Origin of the sequence: Corynebacterium sp. HMSC074A01 (genome assembly GCF_001831515.1) — a bacterium.
Classification (GTDB): domain Bacteria; phylum Actinomycetota; class Actinomycetes; order Mycobacteriales; family Mycobacteriaceae; genus Corynebacterium.
Genome location: NZ_KV825618.1, coordinates 181,694 through 204,338 on the forward strand (window position 1 = coordinate 181,694; position 22,645 = coordinate 204,338).

The 22,645-nt window shown below is 51.9% G+C and carries 16 protein-coding genes; 13 read left to right on the forward strand and 3 right to left on the reverse strand.

Features of this window, described 5'->3' with window-relative positions; translation table 11 throughout:
* Positions 1–7: 7 nt before the first annotated feature.
* Positions 8–886 (reverse strand): hypothetical protein, encoded by an 879-nt coding sequence (locus HMPREF2550_RS12080; RefSeq protein WP_141760539.1) that lies wholly within the window; start codon positions 884–886, stop codon positions 8–10.
* A 60-nt stretch (positions 887–946) separates the two neighbouring features.
* On the opposite strand from HMPREF2550_RS12080, the gene HMPREF2550_RS11845 reads away from it, so the two are divergent.
* The 8 genes from HMPREF2550_RS11845 (at position 947) to HMPREF2550_RS06535 (ending at position 12,598) form a co-directional block, all read left to right on the forward strand.
* Positions 947–2,368, forward strand: coding sequence for a glycosyltransferase (locus HMPREF2550_RS11845; protein ID WP_083319810.1), 1,422 nt, complete (start codon positions 947–949; stop codon positions 2,366–2,368).
* A gap of 136 nt (positions 2,369–2,504) precedes the next feature.
* On the forward strand, positions 2,505–3,755 hold the full coding sequence (locus tag HMPREF2550_RS06510) for a glycosyltransferase family 4 protein (protein WP_246819776.1): 1,251 nt from the start codon (positions 2,505–2,507) through the stop codon (positions 3,753–3,755).
* 4 nt (positions 3,756–3,759) lie between these two features.
* Complete coding sequence (locus HMPREF2550_RS06515) at positions 3,760–4,368, forward strand: hypothetical protein (protein ID WP_141760540.1); 609 nt, start codon at positions 3,760–3,762, stop codon at positions 4,366–4,368.
* A gap of 17 nt (positions 4,369–4,385) precedes the next feature.
* Positions 4,386–6,428 carry a glycosyltransferase gene (locus HMPREF2550_RS11850; RefSeq protein WP_168167690.1) on the forward strand — a complete coding sequence of 681 codons (2,043 nt, stop codon included), beginning with the start codon at positions 4,386–4,388 and terminating at the stop codon, positions 6,426–6,428.
* 17 nt (positions 6,429–6,445) lie between these two features.
* Positions 6,446–7,309, forward strand: coding sequence for an ABC transporter permease (locus tag HMPREF2550_RS06520; RefSeq protein WP_083319812.1), 864 nt, complete (start codon positions 6,446–6,448; stop codon positions 7,307–7,309).
* A complete protein-coding gene (locus tag HMPREF2550_RS11855; protein WP_168167691.1) occupies positions 7,293–8,144 on the forward strand; it encodes an ABC transporter ATP-binding protein in 852 nt (283 codons plus the stop codon). Before HMPREF2550_RS06520 ends, HMPREF2550_RS11855 begins: the two co-directional genes overlap by 17 nt.
* Positions 8,145–8,258: 114 nt before the next feature.
* Positions 8,259–10,637 (forward strand): CgeB family protein, encoded by a 2,379-nt coding sequence (locus tag HMPREF2550_RS11860; RefSeq protein WP_083319814.1) that lies wholly within the window; start codon positions 8,259–8,261, stop codon positions 10,635–10,637.
* Between the two features lie 11 nt (positions 10,638–10,648).
* A complete protein-coding gene (locus HMPREF2550_RS06535) occupies positions 10,649–12,598 on the forward strand; it encodes a glycosyltransferase (protein ID WP_070790401.1) in 1,950 nt (649 codons plus the stop codon).
* 851 nt (positions 12,599–13,449) lie between these two features.
* Here the strand turns inward: HMPREF2550_RS06535 and wecC are convergent.
* Positions 13,450–14,709, reverse strand: a complete 1,260-nt coding sequence (gene wecC / locus HMPREF2550_RS06540) for a UDP-N-acetyl-D-mannosamine dehydrogenase (protein WP_070790402.1) — start codon at positions 14,707–14,709, stop codon at positions 13,450–13,452.
* 184 nt (positions 14,710–14,893) lie between these two features.
* Here wecC and HMPREF2550_RS06545 point away from each other — a divergent pair, with 184 nt between their 5' ends.
* Both HMPREF2550_RS06545 and HMPREF2550_RS12460 read left to right on the forward strand, forming a co-directional pair.
* Entirely contained in the window at positions 14,894–16,090 is a 1,197-nt protein-coding gene (locus HMPREF2550_RS06545) for a glycosyltransferase (RefSeq protein ID WP_070790403.1), read from the forward strand.
* A 1,296-nt stretch (positions 16,091–17,386) separates the two neighbouring features.
* Positions 17,387–17,773 carry a hypothetical protein gene (locus HMPREF2550_RS12460; protein WP_246819774.1) on the forward strand — a complete coding sequence of 129 codons (387 nt, stop codon included), beginning with the start codon at positions 17,387–17,389 and terminating at the stop codon, positions 17,771–17,773.
* A 92-nt stretch (positions 17,774–17,865) separates the two neighbouring features.
* Here HMPREF2550_RS12460 and HMPREF2550_RS11870 read toward each other — a convergent pair whose 3' ends face one another.
* Positions 17,866–19,173: a glycosyltransferase family 25 protein gene (locus tag HMPREF2550_RS11870; protein ID WP_083319816.1), complete on the reverse strand. Its 1,308-nt coding sequence runs from the start codon at positions 19,171–19,173 to the stop codon at positions 17,866–17,868.
* 222 nt (positions 19,174–19,395) lie between these two features.
* Between HMPREF2550_RS11870 and HMPREF2550_RS06560 the strand changes: the two genes are divergently transcribed.
* The 3 genes from HMPREF2550_RS06560 to HMPREF2550_RS12090 are packed head-to-tail and all read left to right on the forward strand — an operon-like array spanning position 19,396 to position 22,409.
* A complete protein-coding gene (locus HMPREF2550_RS06560; protein ID WP_070790405.1) occupies positions 19,396–19,785 on the forward strand; it encodes a hypothetical protein in 390 nt (129 codons plus the stop codon).
* Between the two features lie 16 nt (positions 19,786–19,801).
* Positions 19,802–21,817 carry a glycosyltransferase gene (locus HMPREF2550_RS06565; protein WP_168167692.1) on the forward strand — a complete coding sequence of 672 codons (2,016 nt, stop codon included), beginning with the start codon at positions 19,802–19,804 and terminating at the stop codon, positions 21,815–21,817.
* The gene (locus tag HMPREF2550_RS12090) at positions 21,807–22,409 is read left to right on the forward strand and encodes a hypothetical protein (RefSeq protein ID WP_141760541.1); all 603 of its coding nucleotides are present in this window, start codon (positions 21,807–21,809) and stop codon (positions 22,407–22,409) included. The genes HMPREF2550_RS06565 and HMPREF2550_RS12090 overlap by 11 nt, the downstream gene beginning before the upstream one ends.
* Positions 22,410–22,645: the final 236 nt, after the last annotated feature.

The following is a 22,645-nucleotide window of genomic DNA, read 5'->3' on the forward strand; positions in this document are numbered from 1 at the left end:
CTGGTGCCTACGGATTTGGCAATTGGTTAAACTCGGGATCGCGCATAAGAGTTGGCCAGTCTTCTCGCAGCGCTACTGCATACTTGAGAATTACAGATTGTAAGAATGCAGGTGGAGCTGTGTGTCCCTTTCCCCAGTTTCCAAAAAGAAAAGCCCAGTCGTGCCCAATGCCAGCTTTAAACTCTGAATACCAGGGATCAAAGTGGTTGCTGCGGTGAAATTGGTCGTCAATGTTCTGGACGTAGAGAACATGATTTGCAAAGGGTGCCTCATATAGTTGCACCATATTTGTGTGAGCGTCTTGAGATGAAGGGAAACCACCGGGCCAACATTTTTCGGTGAAAGTAGCGACTTTGTCAGAGTGATATTTTTGAATGTCAGTCTGGGGGTTTACTGCAATGGCCAGGGATCCAGGGGTTTGGTGTGAATAGTAAAGCGAAGCAAATCCTCCTGCTGAGCAGCCATAAAAAATTAACGACGTCGCTCCGATACTTGATTGGATATGCTCAAAAATATCCTGGAAGTCACTTTGTCGAGGTCCGGTCTTACAGCCTGCATACCAACCGATTGGGGCCCCGAGCTCGAGGGCTGGTTCCGACACAAAAAGAACTGAGGAATCGAGGTCTTCCGCAAGGTGTTGGCCAACGAATAGAGGTAGTGTGACCTGAGCGGGATCTGCTGCCGCGTGGAAAATTATGGTGAGCGTAGGGGAATTGCGTTGCAAGAGCATCAGATCGAGGGTGGTTTGTGGGAAAGCAATTGTCGAGATGCCAGCTTTTGCAGGAGCTTTCAGAAAAGCTTGCAAGCCTGCGTGGTGCATTACGACGCCTTGAGAGAGCTCAGCATAGCGTTCAAAGTTGCGATTATGCAGATACTTGGATGCCAACAGATCTCCTAGGATTGGTGTACGAGCTAGTTCCTACTTGAAGCAGCTAATATTACGCGTATGAATCCTTACTTCATTGGTCAGACACGGTATAGCCTCTATATTCCACGCTCAGCAGCTTGGCGGGCAAGTGCTGGAGCGGCATCGCCAGCGGGAGAGGATCAGGTCCTCCCCGATGCGCAGTATAAACGGTATCTTTATGACCCTCTGCGACTTGATTTTCGAGATTATATTTTTACTAATCTGACAGCACCTGCGCTAGCAAGTGCGGCAGAAGGGCACAATGTTGTTCACTTTGTTACTTACTCGGAATCACTCCCGGAAAAATATCAAACTTCATTGGAGCGTACCGCGCGGCGTTATCCTATTTTGAAGTTGTTGAAACTGCCTGATGGGGCCAGTGGCGCGGGTGAGATTGATGCATATATTCAAGCCAACGTTTCTGGCGTTTACGGAAGATACAGGCTTGATGATGATGACGTACTGGCAAAGCAGTACTTTACAGCAATGGCGCGCTATGTTAATGAGCGATTTGTAGGCACTGCGGTTAGTCTACCGCTAGGTATCGAGGCTGTGATGGACGGTGGGCAATATTTTAATTTTCGTGAAGCACACATGCCAATGAATTCGATGGGGTTACTGTACGTTTGCCAGGTTGGTGACGATAAAAAAATAATTGCCCCAATCGCGGGACCTCACGATAAATCTGATCGCTATGCCCCGGTGATATTGGATGCTCGTCAAATTGGGTACCTTCGTTCCAATCATGAAGGGCAAGACAACCTGCTGCGCCACAGGCAGGAAAATATGCTTCCGCTATTGCTTGCGAATATGGATAGGTTTCCAGCTGTGTCTTCTCCGCAGGTGATCCGGGAGAACTTTCCAGCGGTTAGCGACATTATTCTCGGAGATAGTTCCACTTCTACATTTGCCGTAGATAAATCACTCGATAACGGGTGGGAGTTTGCGCTTGAAGGAGGAGCCTCGGGAGTGACTGTCATTCTCGAGGGAGAGGCGGCTGACGGGCTGCGCGCGCATCCAGTAGCCTTATCTTTGGAGCTAACCCGACGCTTAGGTAGAGTGGCTAAGGCATCTTCTGTCATTGGAGTGGCAACGTCACCGAATTCAGCCATCGGACATTTTAAATACTTCGATATTAAACCCGGCAGATTTCGGGCGATGGCAAGTGTGTATTTGGCTGATGGCGTGACGGTGCGTAAAGCCAGAGTTGTTCCATTGGTTGAAGAAGCGAGGGATATCTCTGTTGCGTCGGTTTCTTGTGTGCACAATGCAAACCGAGCTGTGTTGAATGAAGTCGAACTGGCGACGGCGCGGCGTATTTCACGACGTGCAGAAGTTAAGAAACAGCTTTTTTCTGTCGGGCGTTGGCTCCAGCCAAAGGTAAGAAAGGTAATGGTGCAACTCCTGGGACAAGGCCGGACAGATTCCGTCATTCGCGCTGTCGCTGCTAGACTCTCTTAAAGTGTTTTGATTACAAGAAGCCGCTCGATTTTTCTAGTTTTTTCGCAGAATCATCAGTGTTGCCATTGTATTGTGTGGAGGTAAGGCACGCGTGAAAGTCCTTGTACTTTCCCAATACTGGCATCCGGAAAATGGGGTGCCGCAGCGTAGATGGGAGTGGCTTACTAAAATTCTGCTTGACGCTGGCCATGAGGTAGTAGTCGTAGCTCCGCCCCCGCACTATAAGCGGAAGGTCTCCATGCGAAGCTGGGTTGAGGCAAAGGGGTACAAGACTTCATTTCAACAAGTCCAGGGTCCGAATGGTGAGTGCGTGCTGCGAAGTGGTTATTTCCCTTCCGGCAGGTCGATGACGCACCGCATTTTCAATCAGGCGTGGACGGCCGTTGCCATGAGCATAGGAGTTGTGAGGAAGCAGGGGGCTTTACGCTCCTACAAGCCAGATTTGGTGATTGGGACAGTGCCCGCGTTACCGACTGCAGTTGTAACTTACCTAGCATCTCGACGTTTTGGTGTGCCCTATGTGATTGATCTACGGGATGCCTGGCCGGCATTATTCCGCGAAAGCGCTGATTGGAATGCGGGAACCGGTGAACCTTCGATCCGCGAACGTGTTTTTTCACGTGGTCCTTTTCAACTGTTGGTTTCTATCGCCGAGCGAGCCATTACTATTGCGTTGCGGCATGCGTCTGGCATCATTACGACCTCGGAATGCTTGTCCCTTCAATTGCAGGAGGATCTTTCAACGCCAGTTGCGACAGTCCGCAACGTCTTTCCTCCAGCGATGAAGCAGCAGGGCAACCAGGAAGTCGTTACCGCAGGATCCAACGCAAGGTTGCGAGTACTCTATGCTGGTACGCTAGGACGAGCACAAAAGCTAGAGAATGCTCTCAGAGCGGCAGCACTTGCTCAAAAACAGGGGGTGCAAGTTGATTTACATTTCGTGGGCGACGGTGCCACCTGGGACTCTCTACGAGAAACAGCAGATCAACTGGGCGTACGTCTGCAGCTCGATCACCAAAAATCCTTAGAGGAACTAGACTCCTACTACCAATGGGCTGACACAGCTTTGGTGCACTTAACTAGCTGGGAGTCCCTACGGGCTGCAATTCCATCGAAGACGTATGAGCTGATGGAGAATCAAATACACATTAGCGGAGTGGTACAAGGTGAGACAGCAAGACTAATCGGCGACCTCGAAGCGGGTGATTTGGTTGAACCGAACAATCCAGAGGCGCTAGCGCATCTGTGGGCGAGGCTGGCCAAGAATAAAAAGCTCCTGCATCGTGGCGTAAAAGCGCGCGAATGGGTGAAATACCAGCGGGAGGAAATCGCTCCACGGAACTTCCTAGAGCTGATTTATCAGGTCGGTGGTTTCAGTGCGGATTAGATCCTTGACTAAGTTAGATCCACAGCTAGAACAGTATCGTTCGAAGGAATATGGCAACTGCTTTGTAGTGATCAAGAACTTGGAGGACCAAGTTGACTTATCCCTCATCGAAAACGGCAGTATGATCACGCAGGACGTTGCGCTCATTGATCTGGCTGCAGTGGTGGGATACTCACGGATGATTGTGGTCAACGGAGAACGAGAAGCTATTGAACGGGTGCTGGATTCACATAATAACGCAGGAGCAGACTGTGTTGAGGTTTGGGTGGACAAGAGTCAGCCGTCATTGGTAGTTGAAGTTTTCACTGTGGACGATGCTTGGGCGATTTTGGGTTGTGAGGTTGACGATTCCTGGGTGAAGTTTTACTTGACTAACAGTACTCCAGAGGACCGAGGGAGCGAAGATATTCGGGAGTTGTTTGGGATGCTTCTGGAAGGTGGGGTCCAGGCGGATGAGCAGCGAGTGGTTGCCGCTGCGCAAGGCACACTCAATGAGTTCTCATTGCGAGCAGTATTAATTGCGAAAGCAGTTAAGCAGGCGAAGCCGGTAAAGAAATTTTTGCCGCACTGGGCCGTACATGTGTCCTACAAGATGCTTGAGAGGTTTCGATGAGAGCTTACCAACCGGGCGTGAGCATCATCGTTCCAACCTATAAGGGAGTCGATCGTCTGCCTCGCGTTCTCGCTTCTCTCGAGGCACAGACGCTGCCCGTGACAGAGTGGGAAGTCATCGTTGTGCACAATGGTGCGGACGATGGCTCATTGAGCGTTTTGCGTAATTGGCAAGCGAGAAGCAGCATAAGCATGCGTGTTTTTCATGTACCTGAAGCGGGCGCAAGTTCGGCACGAAACGCAGGCCTAGCAGCAGTGCGTTTTTCGTATGTGACATTCCTAGATGATGATGATTCGCTGCAGCCGGAGTTCCTCGCCACGGGGCTAGCTACAGTGGATGCGGAGACAATTGCGCTTCTGCCAATATTAGACGAGCATCCGCAACCCGATGGCAAAGCAGCCGAGCTCCTTCGTGGGCTGTTATATACGCGTATTGCTGGGATGCGTGGGCAATGCGTGCCTTTAGCGCTCGCTCCATGGGCGCTTGGTTTTAATGCATGCAAATTGGTGCCTGCGCGTTATTTGGAACGGTACCGTTACGATCAATCTTTACGTTCTGGCGAGGATGTCGCTTTTTTCGCACAGCTGCTCCAACACCCGGAGTTAAAAATTGCCGTTCCGTCATCGTTTAACGCCACTGCATATCTTCGCCGCATGCGCTCGGATTCGGTTTCTCGTAAAGGACAAAGCTTTGATTTCTCAGTTGAGCAGCGCCTTGATGTAATAGCTGCTTTACAGAGTATTTCGGTGGATGGACCGCAGCGGGAGGCAATTGATTCCTTGGTGCGTTCGCAGTTTACGTTTGTGGCTGATTACTTGGAGCGTCAGCCGGAGAAACGGGCAAATGTGGCCAGCGCCGCACTGTCTCGGGGGGTGCACGGTCTTCCGTGGTCCAGTATTGATGCCAAAAAACCTCATCACCTTGTGTTTGCCTTCTGCTTCCCGCCATTTGCTGATCCTGCGGCGAACGTGGTGGCTAAGCGAATTGCAGAGCGAGAGCAGTTAGTGGATGTCATCTGTGCCGATATGTCCCCGGTACGCCAGACAGATCCATCCAGCATGGCAATCGTGGAACCATGGCTGGTGGGCCGAAGTGTGGTTGAGGTGTATCCTTCATTTGCCTCGTGGAACCTTATTGCTCGTTTCGCCCAGGCTGCCGTGCGCAGGGCGAAAGGTTCGTACGAATCCGTGTATTCCAGAGCGCTGTGGACTGGCTCGCATGTTGCGGGGTGCTTGTACAAGTTAAAGCATCCGGCTGTTCATTGGGAAGCGGAGTTTTCAGACCCATTGTGTTTTGATGCGGAGGGTAATTTCCGTGAGGGTGAGATTTCCCGCCATCGGGTAGCGGTGAAGTTACGACGAGCGATTAAGCAGGCTGGCTGGGGTGCGCTGCCGATTGGTTCTCACTTTGCGCTTACTGAGCTTGCTACATTTGTGCTAGCCGACACATTGAGTTTCAGTAACGTAAACCAGCTCGAGGCCGTGGTAGCACCTTATCCTGGAGCACTGCAGGAATTCGTACGGGGAAAAGCTGTGATCGCTCCCCAGCCGCAGCCACCGGAAACGGCATATAGCGCTGTACCTGCAAGGGTAAATCGTCGCGCCGGTGCGTTAAACATCGGTTATTTCGGAAGCTTTTATGAGAATAGAGGACTGAAGGAGTTACTGGCTGCTGCAAGTGCGCTAGACACAGGCAAGCACGAGATAGTGCTGCATGTGTTTACGAAGCATCCGGAGGCTGTTTATGAGTATATCGCGCGAAATGGCACTTCCATAGCTGTAGAAGCGTATGGGGTCCTGCCATATTTAGAATTTCTAAATGCAGCAACGCAGTGTGATGTTTTACTGGTGGTGGACGCCGACACGAGGCGTTCTCGCTACGCATGCAATCCGTTCTTGCCGTCAAAAGTATCCGATTATGCTGGTGCGGGTGTCCCGATCTGGGCAGTGGTAGAGCCGGGTTCACCCTTAGATGGATACGCAACCGAGTATAAGTCTAATCTAGATGATGCCTCGGGCGCTGCTCGGGAGTTGGCACGTATGATAAGAACGCTGCGCTAGGAAAGAGAGGAAGCATCATGGCTGATGGGCAGGTAGTTATACGCGTTGCTGCTGGTAAGCTTCAGCCGCTACAGGCGCGTCCCCCGTTTTGGCAATACTGCCTTGAGCTATGGGAGCGACGGCACTTCATTGTTACCGACGCGCGTTTTAAGGCGTTACGTACTACGAAGGATTATCGGATGTGGCGGTTGTGGCTGATTCTGCAACCGGTCATGGACGTCGCATTTTATGGCTTGCTGTTTGGGTTAATTCTAAAGACTTCTCGAGGCATCGATAACTTTGTTGGGTTTTTAATCCTCGGCGTTATTTTTATGCGAATGCCGGTAGCCTTGATGTCCCAGGGCGTAATGCTCATTAGGAACTCGCGTGGCATGGTGCAAACGTTCCAGTTTCCTCGAGCCACGCTTGTGCTAGCTCATGGGCTCCGACATTTAATCGACAATATATTGCCGGCTACTATCGCGGTTGTCGTTGCATTGGCATTTCAGTTTGGCCAGCCTCTCCATCTTTCAATCTTGGCTGTTGTACCTCTATTCATAATGATCCATATCTTTGGCTGTGGGATTATGTTCATTTCAGCACGCTTAACTGCCGAAGTACCTGATACAAGAGCGTTGATCAACTTTTTTGGTCAAGCTTGGTTCTTTCTTTCCGGTGTGATGTTTTCAATTGATCGTTTCGTTGACCACCATTTGCTGCATACGATTATGACGTTTAATCCGGGGTATCAGTTTTTGGATGTGATTCGAGGCAGCGTGCTGTATGGGATTCCCCCGGCAGGGCAGGAGTGGCTTGTGCTCTTTGCGTGGACATTCGGAATCTTCGTCATCGGTTTGGTGTATTTTTGGCGTGCAGAGGAAAAATATGTCCGGCTTACCTAGTACCTCAGAACTAGTTGTAGATTCTCCAACTGTCGTTGTTGATAATGTGTGCAAAACTTACTTGATTGGTCGTGGTACTTCCGAAGATTTTCGTAAGACCACATTTCTTCGGGCTCGGATGCGGGTAGACGCGCTGAAAGGTGTGTCTTTCGTCGCAAAGGCGGGAGAAACCATTGGGATTATAGGGTTAAATGGATCTGGTAAGTCCACACTGCTGCGTTTGATTTCTGGAGGAGAGGAAGTCACTTCTGGACTAATTCGTGTGCGATCTAAGCCGATGCTACTGGGGGTTTCTCCGGCGTTGCAGGGAGACTTGACAGGTGAACAAAATATACTTCTTGGGTGCCTTGCTCTGGGGATGAGTCCGGCGCAAGCACAAGAACAGGTAATCGAGATTGCGCAATGGACTGAGCTTGGTGAGGCCATTAAGCGTCCAATGTCTACCTATTCCTCAGGCATGGGAGCGCGCTTGAGTTTTGCAATTTCGACTGCGGTAGAGCCAGAGATTCTGCTTATAGACGAAGCACTTTCCACTGGTGACGCGGCGTTCGCCGCAAAGGCAGAAGAGCGGATCGGCGGGGTGATCGGGCGTGCTGGCAACCTATTCCTGGTCTCCCACGCAATCGGTACGGTTGAGCAGCTGTGCGAGCGTTGTATTTGGATCCATGAGGGTGAAGTAGTGGCGGATGGGCCGACGGAATCAGTTTCGCCCGAATATCATGAGTGGGCCAGACTGATGGGCAAGGACGATAAAGCGCCGGCTTGGGAACATTTGGACCAGTTGAGAGAAGCTTACCAAAAACCGACTATTCTTTTGAGTGACTATTGTGCCTAGTGATGCGCTGCCATAACGAAGTGTGACTTTCGTTGTAGTGCTTCGTTTCATGGTCTGGCGAAGCGGTCGTATATTGCAAAACAGGTGAAAGAAACTATTCGGAGTTGAAGTGACATGAAGAAACCGATCTTGTTTGTGGTCGTCGGGACGGCGTTAACCTGCGCCACCTTCTTCGGCGTGTTTGCCCTTGTTGGATTTTTAACCACCGGTCGGATCGGACTACTACTTGGCAGTGGCGCAGTTGCTTTTGGCGCACTCGGGGGAGCGCTTTTGCTGGCGGCAATTCGCTCGGAGCGCCAGAATCAGCGAGTGAATCGTGCCATCGCATCACTGCAGGCGACTAAAAAAGACGATCAGGAACTGCTGGGGGCATTAACCCGGCATGCTGATCAGCTAGTGGCGCGTGTGGAGCGTATTCATGCAGCCAACGGTTCCGAAGTTGCGACTACAGCACAGGTCGAGACTGGTAAACCAGCCCAGTCCGCAGCTCATAAGTCATCACGGGTCGGGAATTCGCCGGAACTATTGAGTCGCGAGCAATCCGTAAAACCTGGGGATACCGTGACAGACCTAGAATACGCAGTGGATAAGGTTTTTGCCCCCTACGAGTCGGTACGCTTGAGCAAGTCGCCCATTACGATCGACATTGAACTTAACAACCATACCAGTGCAGTGTGCGACTTCACTTTGTGCACCCGTGAAGCCTTGCCGAACCAGAAGGCCGCCATTGTCGTTGCGGCGGCGCTGGATGCTAACGGGCAAGAAATTGATTTTCGGTGCCTCCCCAGCCAGTCCGACAAGTACGGAAGTTTTCGTTACCTTGCCACAAATGGTGTGAGTAGCGAGAATAAGGTAGTCGTCGCTTTGCCCTCACATGCAAGTAAATTACGACTGTCGCTGTACAGTTGGGCGGGTGAAGCTGAGTTACGAAATTTTGTACGTGTGGTATTGCATGGCATGGATTCCGTAGCTTTAGCCAAGCGTGATCCACGTGATGTGAAAGTTGCGGCGATCCTGGATGAGTTTTCCCACAACTCCTTCAAATTTGAATGCGACTTGATCGAGCTACCGTACTCTGGCTGGAAAGAAGCGCTGGATCAGTTCCAACCAGACCTGTTTCTTTGTGAGTCGGCTTGGAGTGGAGCCGACTCAGCGTTGCGCCCTTGGAAGGGACGCGTTTACGCATCTGAAAACTTCAGTTCCGAGAACCGTGGAGAGTTGCTCAAGATCTTGGACTACTGTAACCAACGGGGCATACCGACGGTGTTCTGGAACAAGGAAGATCCAGCCCATTACGAGGACAAGAAACACAACTTCGTAGACACCGCTCTCAAGTTTGATCATATATTCACTACTGATGCCGATTGTGTTGACAGATATAGTGAAGATTATGGGCACCGCAGTGTGCATGTGTTGCCCTTCGCTGTGCAACCTCGACTGTTTAATCCCGTTGAGAAGCAAATCCGCTCAGATGATGTTATTTTCGCTGGTGGCTGGTACTCGAACCATGCTGGGCGTAGTGAGAAAATGGGGCAGATTTTCGACTCAGTGCGTAACTCCGGCCGCACGCTGAAGATATATGACCGCTTTTACGAGTCCGATGACCCAAGCCACGAGTTTCCCGAGCGCTTCCAATCTGCGTTGAATGCCGCTGTCGCAGGGGATCAGATGGGTGATGTATATAAAGAATCAGAAATTGGTATTACGATCAACACAGTGACAAAGAGCCCGACGATGTTCGCTCGCCGCATCTTCGAGTTGATGGCATGTAATACCTACGTGATCTCGAACTACTCGGAGGGCGTCGATGCGATTTTCGGTTCCAACGTCCTCTACCTTGACCGCGACCCGAACGGACTTTCGAAGCTTACGCAACAAGAGCTAGAACGAGCCCGTCAGGAAAATCTAGAGTTAGTCCTCTCGCAGCACACATATCGCAAGAGGTTCGAAAAGATATTGCAGGTCAGTGGTATCCCCCATGCTGCTACTGTAGAGGAATATCCGATCGTAGTGCGCGTTAACTCTGTTGAGGAAGCTGGGGAAGCGTTTTCGATCTTGCGTGATATGGGGCAGTGGCTCGGCGCGAAGGTTCTATTGCTGGGATCAGGGTTGACGAATTTGGAGTATGCAGACGCATTAACGGAATACAACCGTGATGGCGTTCGCGTTGTGTACGAGCCGCTTCTGCTCAACGGTGAGACGGAAATGTTTGAACTATTTAGTGGAAGTACCGACGCGCTACTGGTCAGACTAAATATTTTGCGGAGTTCTTCCATTGACTCGGCCACGTTTGTGGCGGCACGCAACCATGTTCAGTACTCCGATCTTCCTGTGGTGATCACCGACTTCGATGCAGTGGGCGTAGAAGGAGCTCGGAAGTATACATTCAGTCAACGCCAGCACTTCACTGCGGTGTTCGTGCAACCTGCTAATTTGGCCGCTTTTCTTCGGCACCTTGCATCCGGGACCCCAGCTACCGTCTATAACGTATAAAGGACTGTGTCGTGACCACACTTTCGGTAATTATTCCAAGTTTTAATGTCTCGTCAAAAATATCAAAGTGTTTTGATTCCCTGGACGAACTCTACAAACAGTTGGAGAGCATCGAGATAGTCTTTGTTGACGACTGTTCGACGGACGGTACCTATGCAAAGATCCTGGAATTTGCAGCCACCCGCCCGTGGGTAAAGACATTCAGGCTAGCGGAGAATACTGGGACCCCTTCGGTCCCTCGCAACACCGGCTTGGGAATCTCTACCGGGGAGTTTGTATTTCACCTTGACCCAGACGACGAAATCCTACCAAGCGGTGTTCTAGCAGAGATCGCGATAGCGAAAGCCACTGGTGCCGACGCTGTGCGTGCGCCACTGATCCGCGATAATGGACGCGAGCGGGTAGTAATGAACCGTATAAACGGGTGGGACAAGCTTACCTCGGCTCACGAACGTGCGGTGACAATAGTTCGTGAACATAGCACTACCGTCTGTTCCCTTTACCGGCGTGATTTCTTGCTGCGGCACGATATGGAGTGGCCTACTGATCTACGTTTGGCGGAAGACGCCATCTACCTATACAGAGCGTTGAGTTACGGCAAGGTTGAATACTCGGATGAGCCAGACTTTGTGTACCATGTCGCTGTTAAAAGCGGGAACGAGTCGAGCACACAGCAGTACCAAGACCGCGAGTTGTCGAATCACGTGCGCGCATGGAGGTTATCTTCTGAGATCCTTGGAAACCTCGGGATCGACTATTTTGCACTGCGCGGTCAAGTTGCACTTTCAGCAGCAATCCAGAATATGATCCGCTTTAACACTGGTGGGTTTTCTCGATCGCAGTTTGAAAGCCTGCGCGAATTTTTTGCTGACCACGCTGAGGCAGTTGGCCAGTTTACCTATGGGTCTCGTTTTGCGGAGATTTGCCAATTCATTATCGATGGGGAGTTCGAGAAGTTCCTCGAGGCGATCAAGATTCGGTTGTTGATTGCTGGTCCTGATCTCCGGTTCATTCTTCCCTCGGTGCCAGAGCTTGAGCGCTATTACCAGGTTCGTATCGACGAATGGAAGGGCCACGAAGCTCACGACGAAAAGCAGAGCACGCGACTACTCGACTGGGCTGATGCGATCCATTGTGAATGGATGCTTGGAAACGCTGTCTGGTACTCTAAGAACAAACGGCCGAGGCAGTCGCTCACTATTAGGTTACATAGGTTCGAAACTTCGAAAAACTATGGCAACGAACTTGACCGTGAGAACGTTGACCGAATCATCACCATCGCACCTGCGATGTTCGAGGAAACTCAGCGTGTGTTTGGCTTCGATCGGGAAAAGGTAACCTATATCCCGAACTACATCGAATCTGAGAAGTACGAACGCTCTGATGATGTGAATAAGGTGTTTAACTTGGTAATGGTCGGCAGCATCCCGATTCGGAAAGGTTACCGCCGTGCGCTAGAGCTCTTGAAATCATTAAGGGCAATTGATAGTAGGTACACTTTGACCGTGTATGGCAAGCGTCCGGAAGAGCTAGGGTGGGTGTACAATGATCCCGCAGAGCGCGAGTATTTCGCCGAGTGTGAGCGGTTTGTCCGGGTTAACGGGCTAGAATCTGCAGTGCGATTCGTCGGTTGGGTGGATACCAAGACTGAGCTAGCAGACAAGGGGTTTGTCCTCTCCTTAAGCGATGCCGAAGGCTCTCACGTCGCAGCTGCTGAGGGGTTCGCAGCCGGCAATATTACGATACTCCGCCCTTGGGCGGGAGCAGAGTACATGTACCCTAACAAGTACATTTTCGATAGTCTCGACGCTATGCGGGATTACGTTTTGCGGTGTCGCGACTACTCCGTTTTTGAACGCGAAGCTGAGGAGGGGATCCGGTATGTGCAGGACCGTTACGCGATGCAGCGTTTCTTGGATTTGTATACTAAGGCGGTCCCGGTGCCGTACAGTGTGCCGTAGGATGACACTGTCATGTTTACAGGGTTAATGACTTATTGGACATTCCCAGTAGCGGAAAGACCGAATGGTATTCGCTAAAGAAAACCGCTGCGAGCTGGTTGGCGACGAGTCCCATCATGTCGACAAAGCCATCACTGCGACGGCATAGTCCAGAAAGGCGGATGAGAATCCAAGGCCACCTATGCCTGAGCAACGGTGCGTCTATAGCCGCCGATCCGCCGATCAACCTAAGGCTCAAGGAGCCCGTGCTTTAAGCCCTGGTCGCTGCCGACAGCTTCGAGAGGTTCCATGTTGCGACCGGCTATTTGGTGGCAGTGTCGTGACTATCCGGTAGCGGCTCAAGTTGCGTGGGTGATGGTTCCTGTATCCGCTTCACTCGGGTGCGGCACGTACCGGATGGAGTCCGCTGATGAATTTGGAGCTATGCCGCGGAAGCCTCCACTGTCGGCCCGACTCTTCGCCACCAAATTGAACCAAGCCCGGTTGCAGTCCATCTCGCTTCAGGAACGGCCCAAGCCCATTCTTGATGTCCGTCAGTCCGTCGATTCGGGGTAGTTGGTACCACGATTCCGCGTACTCGGTACTGCAGGGCTCCTTCATAGTTGCTTCTGGAAGTACCGTGTTTCGGTGATGCAGTGGCAGCGTGGCCTGTCATAAGTAGCCAACATCACCTTGTCGAAGCAGCGAAGCACCGTCGAACACGGTGAGGTGCCCCGTGACTGTCTCGCTCGTGACCGCAGCAGAGACCACGAGAATGATCCGCTAGAAAGTGTCCAAGAAGTCAGTGGACTCCGTGTCCAAAGACTCTATGGACATAACTGGCTTAGGACAACACCTGGGTAGCCCAGTTCTTAGGAGTCCCAGATTCCTTTAGTGTCGACGAGTTCCTTTCCCCTCAGCGACGTTGCAGATAGAGTTCTGAACTCTTTGTGGTTAACGAGCAAGACAACTACCTGGGCCTGTCTGATGGCTTGATCGGCCTCTGCCAGTTGTACGTTTGGAAATTTGGCGAGTTGTGGCGGTAGTGCCTTGATATTTGGTTCAGCAGCAAGGATCTGGCAGTCAGGGTGCGATGTCGTGATCGACTCGGCGAGTTTCAACGACGGTGACTCTCGCAAGTCATCGATGTCAGGCTTGAAAGCTAGGCCGAGCACGGCGATCTGTGTGGCGTTCGTTCGCTTGATCGCCTCGCTCACCTTTTCCAAGACCCAGTCAGGCTTAGAATCGTTGACTTCGCGTGCGGTGCGAATTAAATTCGCCTGTTCGGGGGACGAGGCAACGATGAACCAAGGATCTACTGCGATACAGTGGCCACCTACGCCAGGCCCAGGCTGCAGGATATTGACCCGGGGGTGGTGGTTTGCCAGTTCAATGAGCTCCCAAACGTTGATTCCGAAGTCATCTGCAATCATGGAAAGTTCATTGGCAAAGGCGATGTTAACATCTCGAAACGAGTTTTCCGTTAACTTCGCCAACTCTGCGGTACGAGCGTTCGTCTCCAACAACTCCCCTTCGCAGAACTGGGCGTAGATAGCTTTTGCTCGTTCGGTACCGCGTATCGTAGTACCTCCAATGATTCTGTCGTTAGTCCGGAGTTCCTCCATTGCATGTCCGGGAAGAATACGTTCGGGGCAATGCGCGAAGTGGATAACCTTAGAAGTAGTTTCGTTGTGCTCGTTTTCATGGTCAGCGGATAAGTCGGGGCGTAGCTCAAAAATGCGTTGAGCCATCTTTTCTGTGGTCATAGGCGGAGAAGTTGACTCAAGCACGATTAGTTCGTCGCCCTCGAGGTGTGGAGCGATTGCTTCAGCTGCAGAGTAGATGTACCGCATGTCCACCGCGTGATGCTCGTCAAACGGTGTTGGCACCGCGATGATGTAGGCGCTGGCGTGTGGCATCTCGGTGGTTGCGTAGAACCTGCCGGATGCAAGGGCCTCCTTGAGGGCTGTTTCGAGGCCAGGCTCAACGATCGGGACTTCGCCTGCGTTGACAGAAGTAACCTTGTCAGCCATGACGTCGACTCCGACGACGTTCAACCCTGAATTCGCCATTACCACTGCCGTGGGAAGTCCGATGTAGCCGAGTCCGACGAATGCGATATCTGGTTTCATGTAGCGCTACCTTCTCTTGAGAGTCTTGGTTGACCTGTTTGAGTATATCGGCCGTAACACATCTACTATAGTACGATCGTCTAAGTGCGCTTCCTTTGTGTGAGGGTGCTGAAGGTTGATTAACTGGCGGTAGTGCTACTCGCTCTTTGCGTACTTCGTTGTCCACAACCTTGAAAGAATTGCTATGTACTTCCTTGGCATCACGCGGTTTAGCTTGTTCTCGCCCGAGTCGGATGCGTGGTTGTCATCGCGCGCGGCTGGAAAGTCCGAGCAGGCATACATCGACTATTTGTACGCACCGGAGAGGATTGAGCCACGTTTGCAGATCTTCGGGGAACTCAGTCTTCCACTGTTAGCAGCGGCAGCAGAGAAATATTGCCTTAAGCATATCGTTCGTTATTCGGAAGAGATGCCAGAAAGATATAAAACGCAGCTTCAAAGCCTTGCAGATCGTTTTAGCTTCGTCGTACTTGAGCCTCACACCGCTGGAAAGAGCTCGGTTAATCCTTACCAGATTGGCTACGACATGAATTCGTGTGGGTTTGGAATGTACCGCCTAGACGATGATGACCTCGTTTCGGTGGACTTCTTTGATCAGGTAGCTCGCTATGTACGGCCGGAGTTTGCGGGGATGCGTGTTTCTCTGGCTCGGGGCGTGACGGCCCTTTATGAGGATGGAAGTTTCAGTCAATTTCGTGACTGTTACATGCCACAGATTGCCATCGGTCTGATGTCGATTTTTGGCGGTGTCGTCAACGGCAAAATGATAGCTCCTCCGGATGTAGCGCATAACCGGTCGGACCGTTATGGGTCTGTGGTCGTCAACGCGGAGAAGGTCTCATGGCTATGGACACGACATGTAGGTCAGGACACGGTCTATGGGGGGACTTCTCCGAAGGAAGCGGTGAAGAAGCAGCTTCTGCGATTCCCGGCACTGGACAGTCAATATGACGTTACGGAGGCGTTTCCTACGCTTGAGGGGAGAATCGTCGCCCCGAAACACGTCGAATTAGCGAGTGCTCTGAAGATTGAGGGGGAGGGGACTTGGTTTGAGCTTAAGACTGGACAGCCGACTTTCTCCATTAAAGTTGACGCAGAATATGCAGAAAGAATCTATCCAACTTCAGCACTTTTGAAATTTAAAGTTGAAGATGCGGATGGGAACATCGTTCCTGCAGGTGGAGAGGTGGAGGGATTGTGGTCATCGTCATACGAGCACATCGGATATTTCCGTTACCTTCCTACTGAACCCGGTCGGCACACACACGATTTGGAAGTTTCCTTGCCAGAAGGATATCAAATCGTGGCAATCGGAATTCAGCCGTTCGGTACCACTCCTGAGCCATTTGTGCTGCACTCGCTCGCGATCACACGAGACTAATTTGCGAACCCCAACTAAGGGTGTGAAGAACGCTAGCTATGTCATGTCTAAGGGCTTTTTGGGCAAGGAGTCCAATGACCTTTTGGACAGGATGTCTAATGGCTTTTTGGACGCCTAAGGCGGTGGAATAGTCGGATGGCTATTCCATTGCACAAGCGCGGAAAAGTCGCAGATTTCGATCCCGTTCGTGACGGCAAAACGATCACACAGTTTTGCAAAGAACTAGGCATCTCGCGGCAGACATACCACAACATCAAAAACCGGATGCACAGAAGGGACGATCTGGCACCATGCCGGATTCGACTGCCCCGAAGCACCCGGCAGGAAAATTTGATGACTCCGCTAAGATCGCGGTCATCCATCCCAGACAAACGTTGACGGAGCAGGGCTTGGATTACGGGCCCTGGTCGATTTACTATTTCTTGTTCGACTCCGTCGGTGCCGATCGCGCCCCAGCACGCTTCACAATCGCCTTGTGGCTAAATTGTTCAGACCACCGATTTAGTAACGCCATGGTGAGGATCGAGTAACGCCCGGGTGAGTATCCAGTAACACCCGGGCGTTTGGGGGTTGGGTGGGGTTAGTGGGTCAGGCGCATGTTGTCTCCTTCTAGTGGATGACACTTCTAGTGGATGATCTCCGCGCCGACGGCGAGCCGATTGAGGATTGACTCAGCGATAACAGCGTCGGTGATAAACTTGCACCATTCGATGGGGGCGAACTGGGATGTCACGATGGTCGCTCGGCGCGGTTTTCTCGTTCCGCAATGATGGTCAACAGTTGATGCCCGGTGGCTTCGTTGATCGGGGTGATGAGAAAGTCATCGAGTACGAGCACGTCGGTGTTGTGAATGGATTCGAGGAAGGACCTACCACCGTGGATACCTCTCGGCGACTGAAACGTGGCTCGCCAGCGAAGGCGTCCTCGCCATTGCCGGGTTCGCTCCGACAACCTAGGGAAAATACGAGCGCTCCCACCGCGCGCTGACCCAGTTCCTCGACGCACACGCCACCCCGCAAGCCTTACCGAGGTCAACACGTATCTCGCTGAGTATCGGCTGGTCTACAACGAGCGACGACGGCACCAATCACTGTTGGTCGGCAAGATGCACATCACCCCACGCCAGGCCTTCGACACCTTCCCCAAAGCACCTTGACCCACGCACAACCACTTGACCCTGACTAGGTCTGGGCCCGTGTACTGGCCTACAACCAGGCACACAACCCGCAGTCAGCATCCGAAGTGCAAAACGGTCCCGGGCAAGCGGCAACTTCACCCGAGACCAGCACCGATGACATGGCAGCTCAACACGGCATACCTCCCACCGATACCCCCACACTAACGGTGCCGACGACACAACCAACAAACGACTGGGGGATCCCAGACCAGGTCCGCGTGAGCAAAGACGGTGTCGTCCGAGTGTGTAGCTACGGACTCTACATCGGCTTGAGATTCAAAAACCGCGAGCTCTACGCCACGGTCACAGACGACGATGTCGCGGAGTTTTTCACAGCCCATGACGGTGAGTTCCTCTTCAGCGTGCCACTGCCGGTCACACTTCATCACAGGCCACCAGGCGGGCAAATCAACATCAACCTCGTCGAAGGGATGAAGCACCGCCAACCTCCCTGGATGAACCCGAAACTGGCCAAGCCTCGACCGAAGCGCAGGATGCAAAAATGATCCGCTAGAAAGTGGCCAAGAACTCCATGGATTCCGTGTCCAAAAACTCTATAGACACAACAGAAGAACGCTGGCTAGCGCTTCTCACGTGGCTACCTAGATGAGTATCCAAAATTTTCTTCTTTAAAAAGCGGAATGCTTAGTGCTGTGGATCGAATCGCAGGTGCTGTATCGAACCGACTTTGGAAATCGAGGACCAGATTTTGTATTCGGTTCGTTGGATTGTCTCGTCGTCCTATTGTCCAGGCGGCGAGAAATCCGTCGATATGGCCGTACACTCCTTGCTCAGCGAACTTGAGTAACTCGCTTGCTGCGTTGCGAGTGAGCGCATATGCGTCGGTGCCGATAGCAGACCGGTTTGGACCCCACAGTGCCAACAACTCCCACGGATCAACGGGGGAGGGTTGGTGCTGTGGTCCTATGCCTTGTGCCTTGCCGGACATCCGCTCATTGAGCCAGACGAAATCGTATGGGTTTTCATCCTCGAAGGACTCGATGAGTGTATCAAGCGCAGAGGAATGGAATTCAGGTAGAGCGTCGTCTTCAAGGATGATGGCCCACTCGTCTTTCCCGGCAGCGATTCGTTCCCAGACAGCGACGTGGCTCAACCAACAGCCAACCGCTCCGTATCCAAACTTGCCGAATACATCGGGTTCCGCGAGTACTGCACGGATTGCTGATGCGGGCAGCGTGGAGGCCTCAACCCCTGCTGTCACGGTGACATTCTTGTAGCCGGCGCAAGTAAGTGCACTTTCGCAAATGTGGCGTTTCCGCTCGTCTTTTCGCAGATTTACCACGTAGACGGGTCGTCGTGTAGATGGTAGCCCTGACGTGAAACTGCTGAGACGGTTGCGGAGAACCTTGGTAACCTTCGATTCTTCCAGTGAGCCGATAAAGCTGGCAGCCTCCTGTGACAATCCAAATTGAAGCAATAGCGTTGCCCAACGGCTGCGCGTGATGTCCGGTGTCGGACTGTCGCAGCACTCCTGCCACACTTGGCAAGCTAGTGAGCGGAGTTCTTCCAGTAGCCCCGCAGCAGCAAGGGCATCTCCATAGAAATAAGAGACATAAGTGTTTGATGGTTGTGCGGCGTAGATCACGGACAAGTTACTGGCACCCTGGGCGTAATCTCTGGTGGCTCGTGTGATCTTGTGACCGGCAACCGCGGCCAGCGGGGTCTCTAGGCCTTTGGTGAGAGCACCGCGGAGAAAATCAAATGCTGCAGAGGCGGAGTACTCGGTGGATATTGTGACTAGTGCATCAACAAACTCTTGACGTCGTTCAGTCTGAATGACGGAAACTGGCAACTGGACGATTTTGAAGGCTTCTGCAGCTTGGCTGCTTTGATGAATCAACTTTGGACCTACCCCGAAAGTTAGAAAATGCGACAGACGTCCCACATTTTACATACCTAGCACAAATACTGTTGTCGTTATGCGTGGGGAACTTGGGGCTGACCGGGTTGGTTGTCAGGCTGGGTGTATCTAGCTTCTTGAAAATGTCGTGGAAAGCACGACGTGCCTTGCACTTCCAAACCTGTCAAAGAATTTCTTAGACATGATATGGGCTAGCCCTGGGACCGTGCTGAGAGTCGAAGGCCGTATTAGGGTAGAGTAGCCCGTATGCAAGTAAAGTTCCCGTTACCGATAACGGACGTGCCCGCTCGACTGGCTGTCCGTGCTGATGGGGTCCTAAACTCGAAGGACTATGTTTTGAAGTTCCGGTTTCCTGGAGTTGATTCCACCCGGGAACTAGCTGAAGAAGTCAAATTACATTTTTCCGAAGGTCTCGGTGCTCTATTTCTTTACAACAGCGAGCAGGATGTGGGGCAGGTAGGGTATACGAACTATTTTCATCTGCCTGACGGAGTCGAGAGCCTTACGATTGAAATCGTGCGATGGTCTAAGCGGGAGGAACTCGCAAACATCCAAGGGGTGGATCTGCAGATTCGGACGCCGTCGCCAGTGTTCAACAAGCTAACACAAATTGGGTTTACAGCAAATGGCATCTAATGAAATAATAACTGATATGAAGCCGATAGATGTATCGGTTGTAATCGGCTTCCGAGACTGGGGCCTCCAACGGATCCGGCTGGCAGTGGAGAGCATTAAGCGGTCGTTCGGGCGTTTTAACGGCGAGGTGATCATCTCGGACTATGGATCGATGGATGCTCACGCTAACGAACTGTTGGCAAAAGAACTCGATTGCGGCTACGTTTACACCACTGACGCAGCCGTATGGTCTCGTTCACGAGCGTTGAACGCTGGATTTGCGATTAGTCATGGCAGACTTCTCGTATCCACAGACGCCGATATGGTTTTCTCGCCAACATCATTCGAGAGAATTCTTGAAATTGCGCTCGCTCAGCCACGAGCGGCATATTTTCTGCAGTGTCGAGACTTGCCTAAGGGCATGGATGACGACTGGGTGGCTGCTCATCCAAACGAGTGGGAGGTAATGGAAAAAAGCTCCCGAATTCGTCCTAGATGGGGGATGGGCGGGATGATGGCAATTTCTCGCCAGGGATTCTTTGAGATCCGCGGCTTTGATGAACGTTTCCATACTTATGGGGGTGAAGATCTCGACTTCGCCCAAAGGGCACGACGTGCGGGATTCAAAACTGTGTGGGTGAACGACCCCGATGTGCGGATGTATCACATGTGGCACCCTTCGACGCGCGCCATTGTTGACCAGACCGCGGAGGGGCGCGCCACCGTTGAGCGGAATCGGGACATTGTTTACAACGATTCAAGCTTCGTGCGCAATTATCTGCGATGGGACCATCGCCCGACAGACGCCCCGCCTCTGGTGACAGTTGCGATTTGTACCCACAACCGTGCTGACTTGATCAGGGAGTCGATCCAATCAGTTCTGTACCAAACGATCCAGGACTTCGAGATCGTCGTTATCGACGACGGCGGCGACGACAATACCAAAGAAGTATTGGATGCTTTCGGGGACGATCGCATCCGTTATTACTGGCAGGAGAATGCTGGAATTTCTGCGGCTCGCAATTTAGCAGCCGAGAAGAGTCGTGGAATCTATACTGCAGTCCTTGATGACGATGATCTCATGCATCCGCGGCGCTTGGAGTGGCAAGTTGGTGGACTTGAGCCAGGTACTGTCGGCAACGTGGGGTCTTTCATTAACTTTGACGACACTACCGGGGAACTGCACCTTATTGTGTCCAAAAAACCCACAATAGGAACAGCCATGCCTAAAGGCTCCGCTCCGGGGCACAGCACATGGATGCTTCGCACCGATGTGATTCGCAGTCTGAAGTACGACGAATCATTGACAAGCGGTGTGGACAATAACATTATGCTCAGGTTGCTTCGATCTGGATTAAAGCTTAGCCATGTTGGCAAGCCCGTAACACTTCGGCGAATGCACAGTAGACAAGTCACTGTGCTAGACAGCGACAGGCAGCTCACTAGCGCGAGTTCGGCTTTGAAGTTCATTCAATGGCGACTAAACCCGGGTGACCTTAAGAATATTGAAAACGCTGCAAAGGAATCTGGCGAGTATCCTAGAACTCCTCCTCGCGAGGAGATGCTCAAGGAAGCTGAACTTTTCCTTCCGGATCACTTGGCCAACCGAGATCTCATATTGGCGCAGCCCGTCAATACGTCTGTCCCAGATGTATGGGATGGACACCTGGTTCAAGCCGAGGTTTCCATTGGGGCCGAAGGGGTGCCGCCTGTGGCGTTGACTATTGTAAGAAATGCCACCTTCAATGATCTTGTATCAGCTAGGCAGGCCGGCCTTGATTTCTCAGTTGAGGCTCGAACAGCTCATAAAGAAACCACGCCAAGCAGTTGGAACCAAATCCAGCTGCTACTGAAAAGCGCTGGGCGGATGATCGCTGACGAGGGGCTTAAGATAGATTTTGTCTTGGTTAAGCGTGACAATGCTTCCGATGCGGGGAACTTCCCATGGAGTGTAAAGATTTGTGCTGCTGGGGAAGTAGAGCGAGCTGTAGTCGAAGACTCTGATTGGATGATCTTCGGCAACGAATACTGGGAGATTGAAAATGCGGATTAGTAAGAGTCGAACTAAGAACCGACAGATTGCTTATACAGCTGAACTATCGGAGTATGACGCTGAGCCGCCTTCGAGAACTTGGCTGCTGGATGAACTTCCCGCAATAATCAACCCAGAACTTGAAGCGGTTGCTTTGTATCTCATTTTCGGCAATTGGTCTGGTGGTGAGTTTGTCGTGCCTCAAAAGATGAGTCCCAACACTGCCGCAGCCATTAGTGCACATGCGGGAATGGATTTTTTTCCAGGCCCTATCGAATATTATCCCAAACCTATCTTCCGAGGTTCAAACGCCGTGACAGTTGCTGACAGTCTCCAAAAGGCAGGGCCTAAAACCTTGGTGGTTTTGAGTAATGCGGCTTGGAACGGAAGTCTCAAATCGACGTCGGGACTTGTTGTGCCAACCAACGCCGACGTATTTGAAGATAAAGGCGGCTATCCTACAGCGAAATTAGCGACCTCCGTTTTGCTGGCCGAAGAGCTCGATGCGGCAGAGATTTTTCTAGACTCGGATTTCCCTGCACCGGTTCGCGCTGTGTCCAACCTCGTGAGACAAGTTGGAATCGCGATTGACACTGACACGAAGGCAGGCTAGCTTCAGTTCAACTAAGCAACTGTCCGAATACTTGGCACCGTAGCTCGATGTTGGAAAGAGTTCTCGTTCGAGGTATTCAGACCATGCATATTGTCAGTTTGCCCTTTGCAGGCAACCTCAACAGTCCTCAAAATCCGCACCGTCAAGACCGCCTCCGGGGTGAGGACTCGACCGCAAAAGTCGGTGTTGCTACCCGCATCTTCGATGCGTATCGGTCCCCCGGTGAGGAGTAAGCG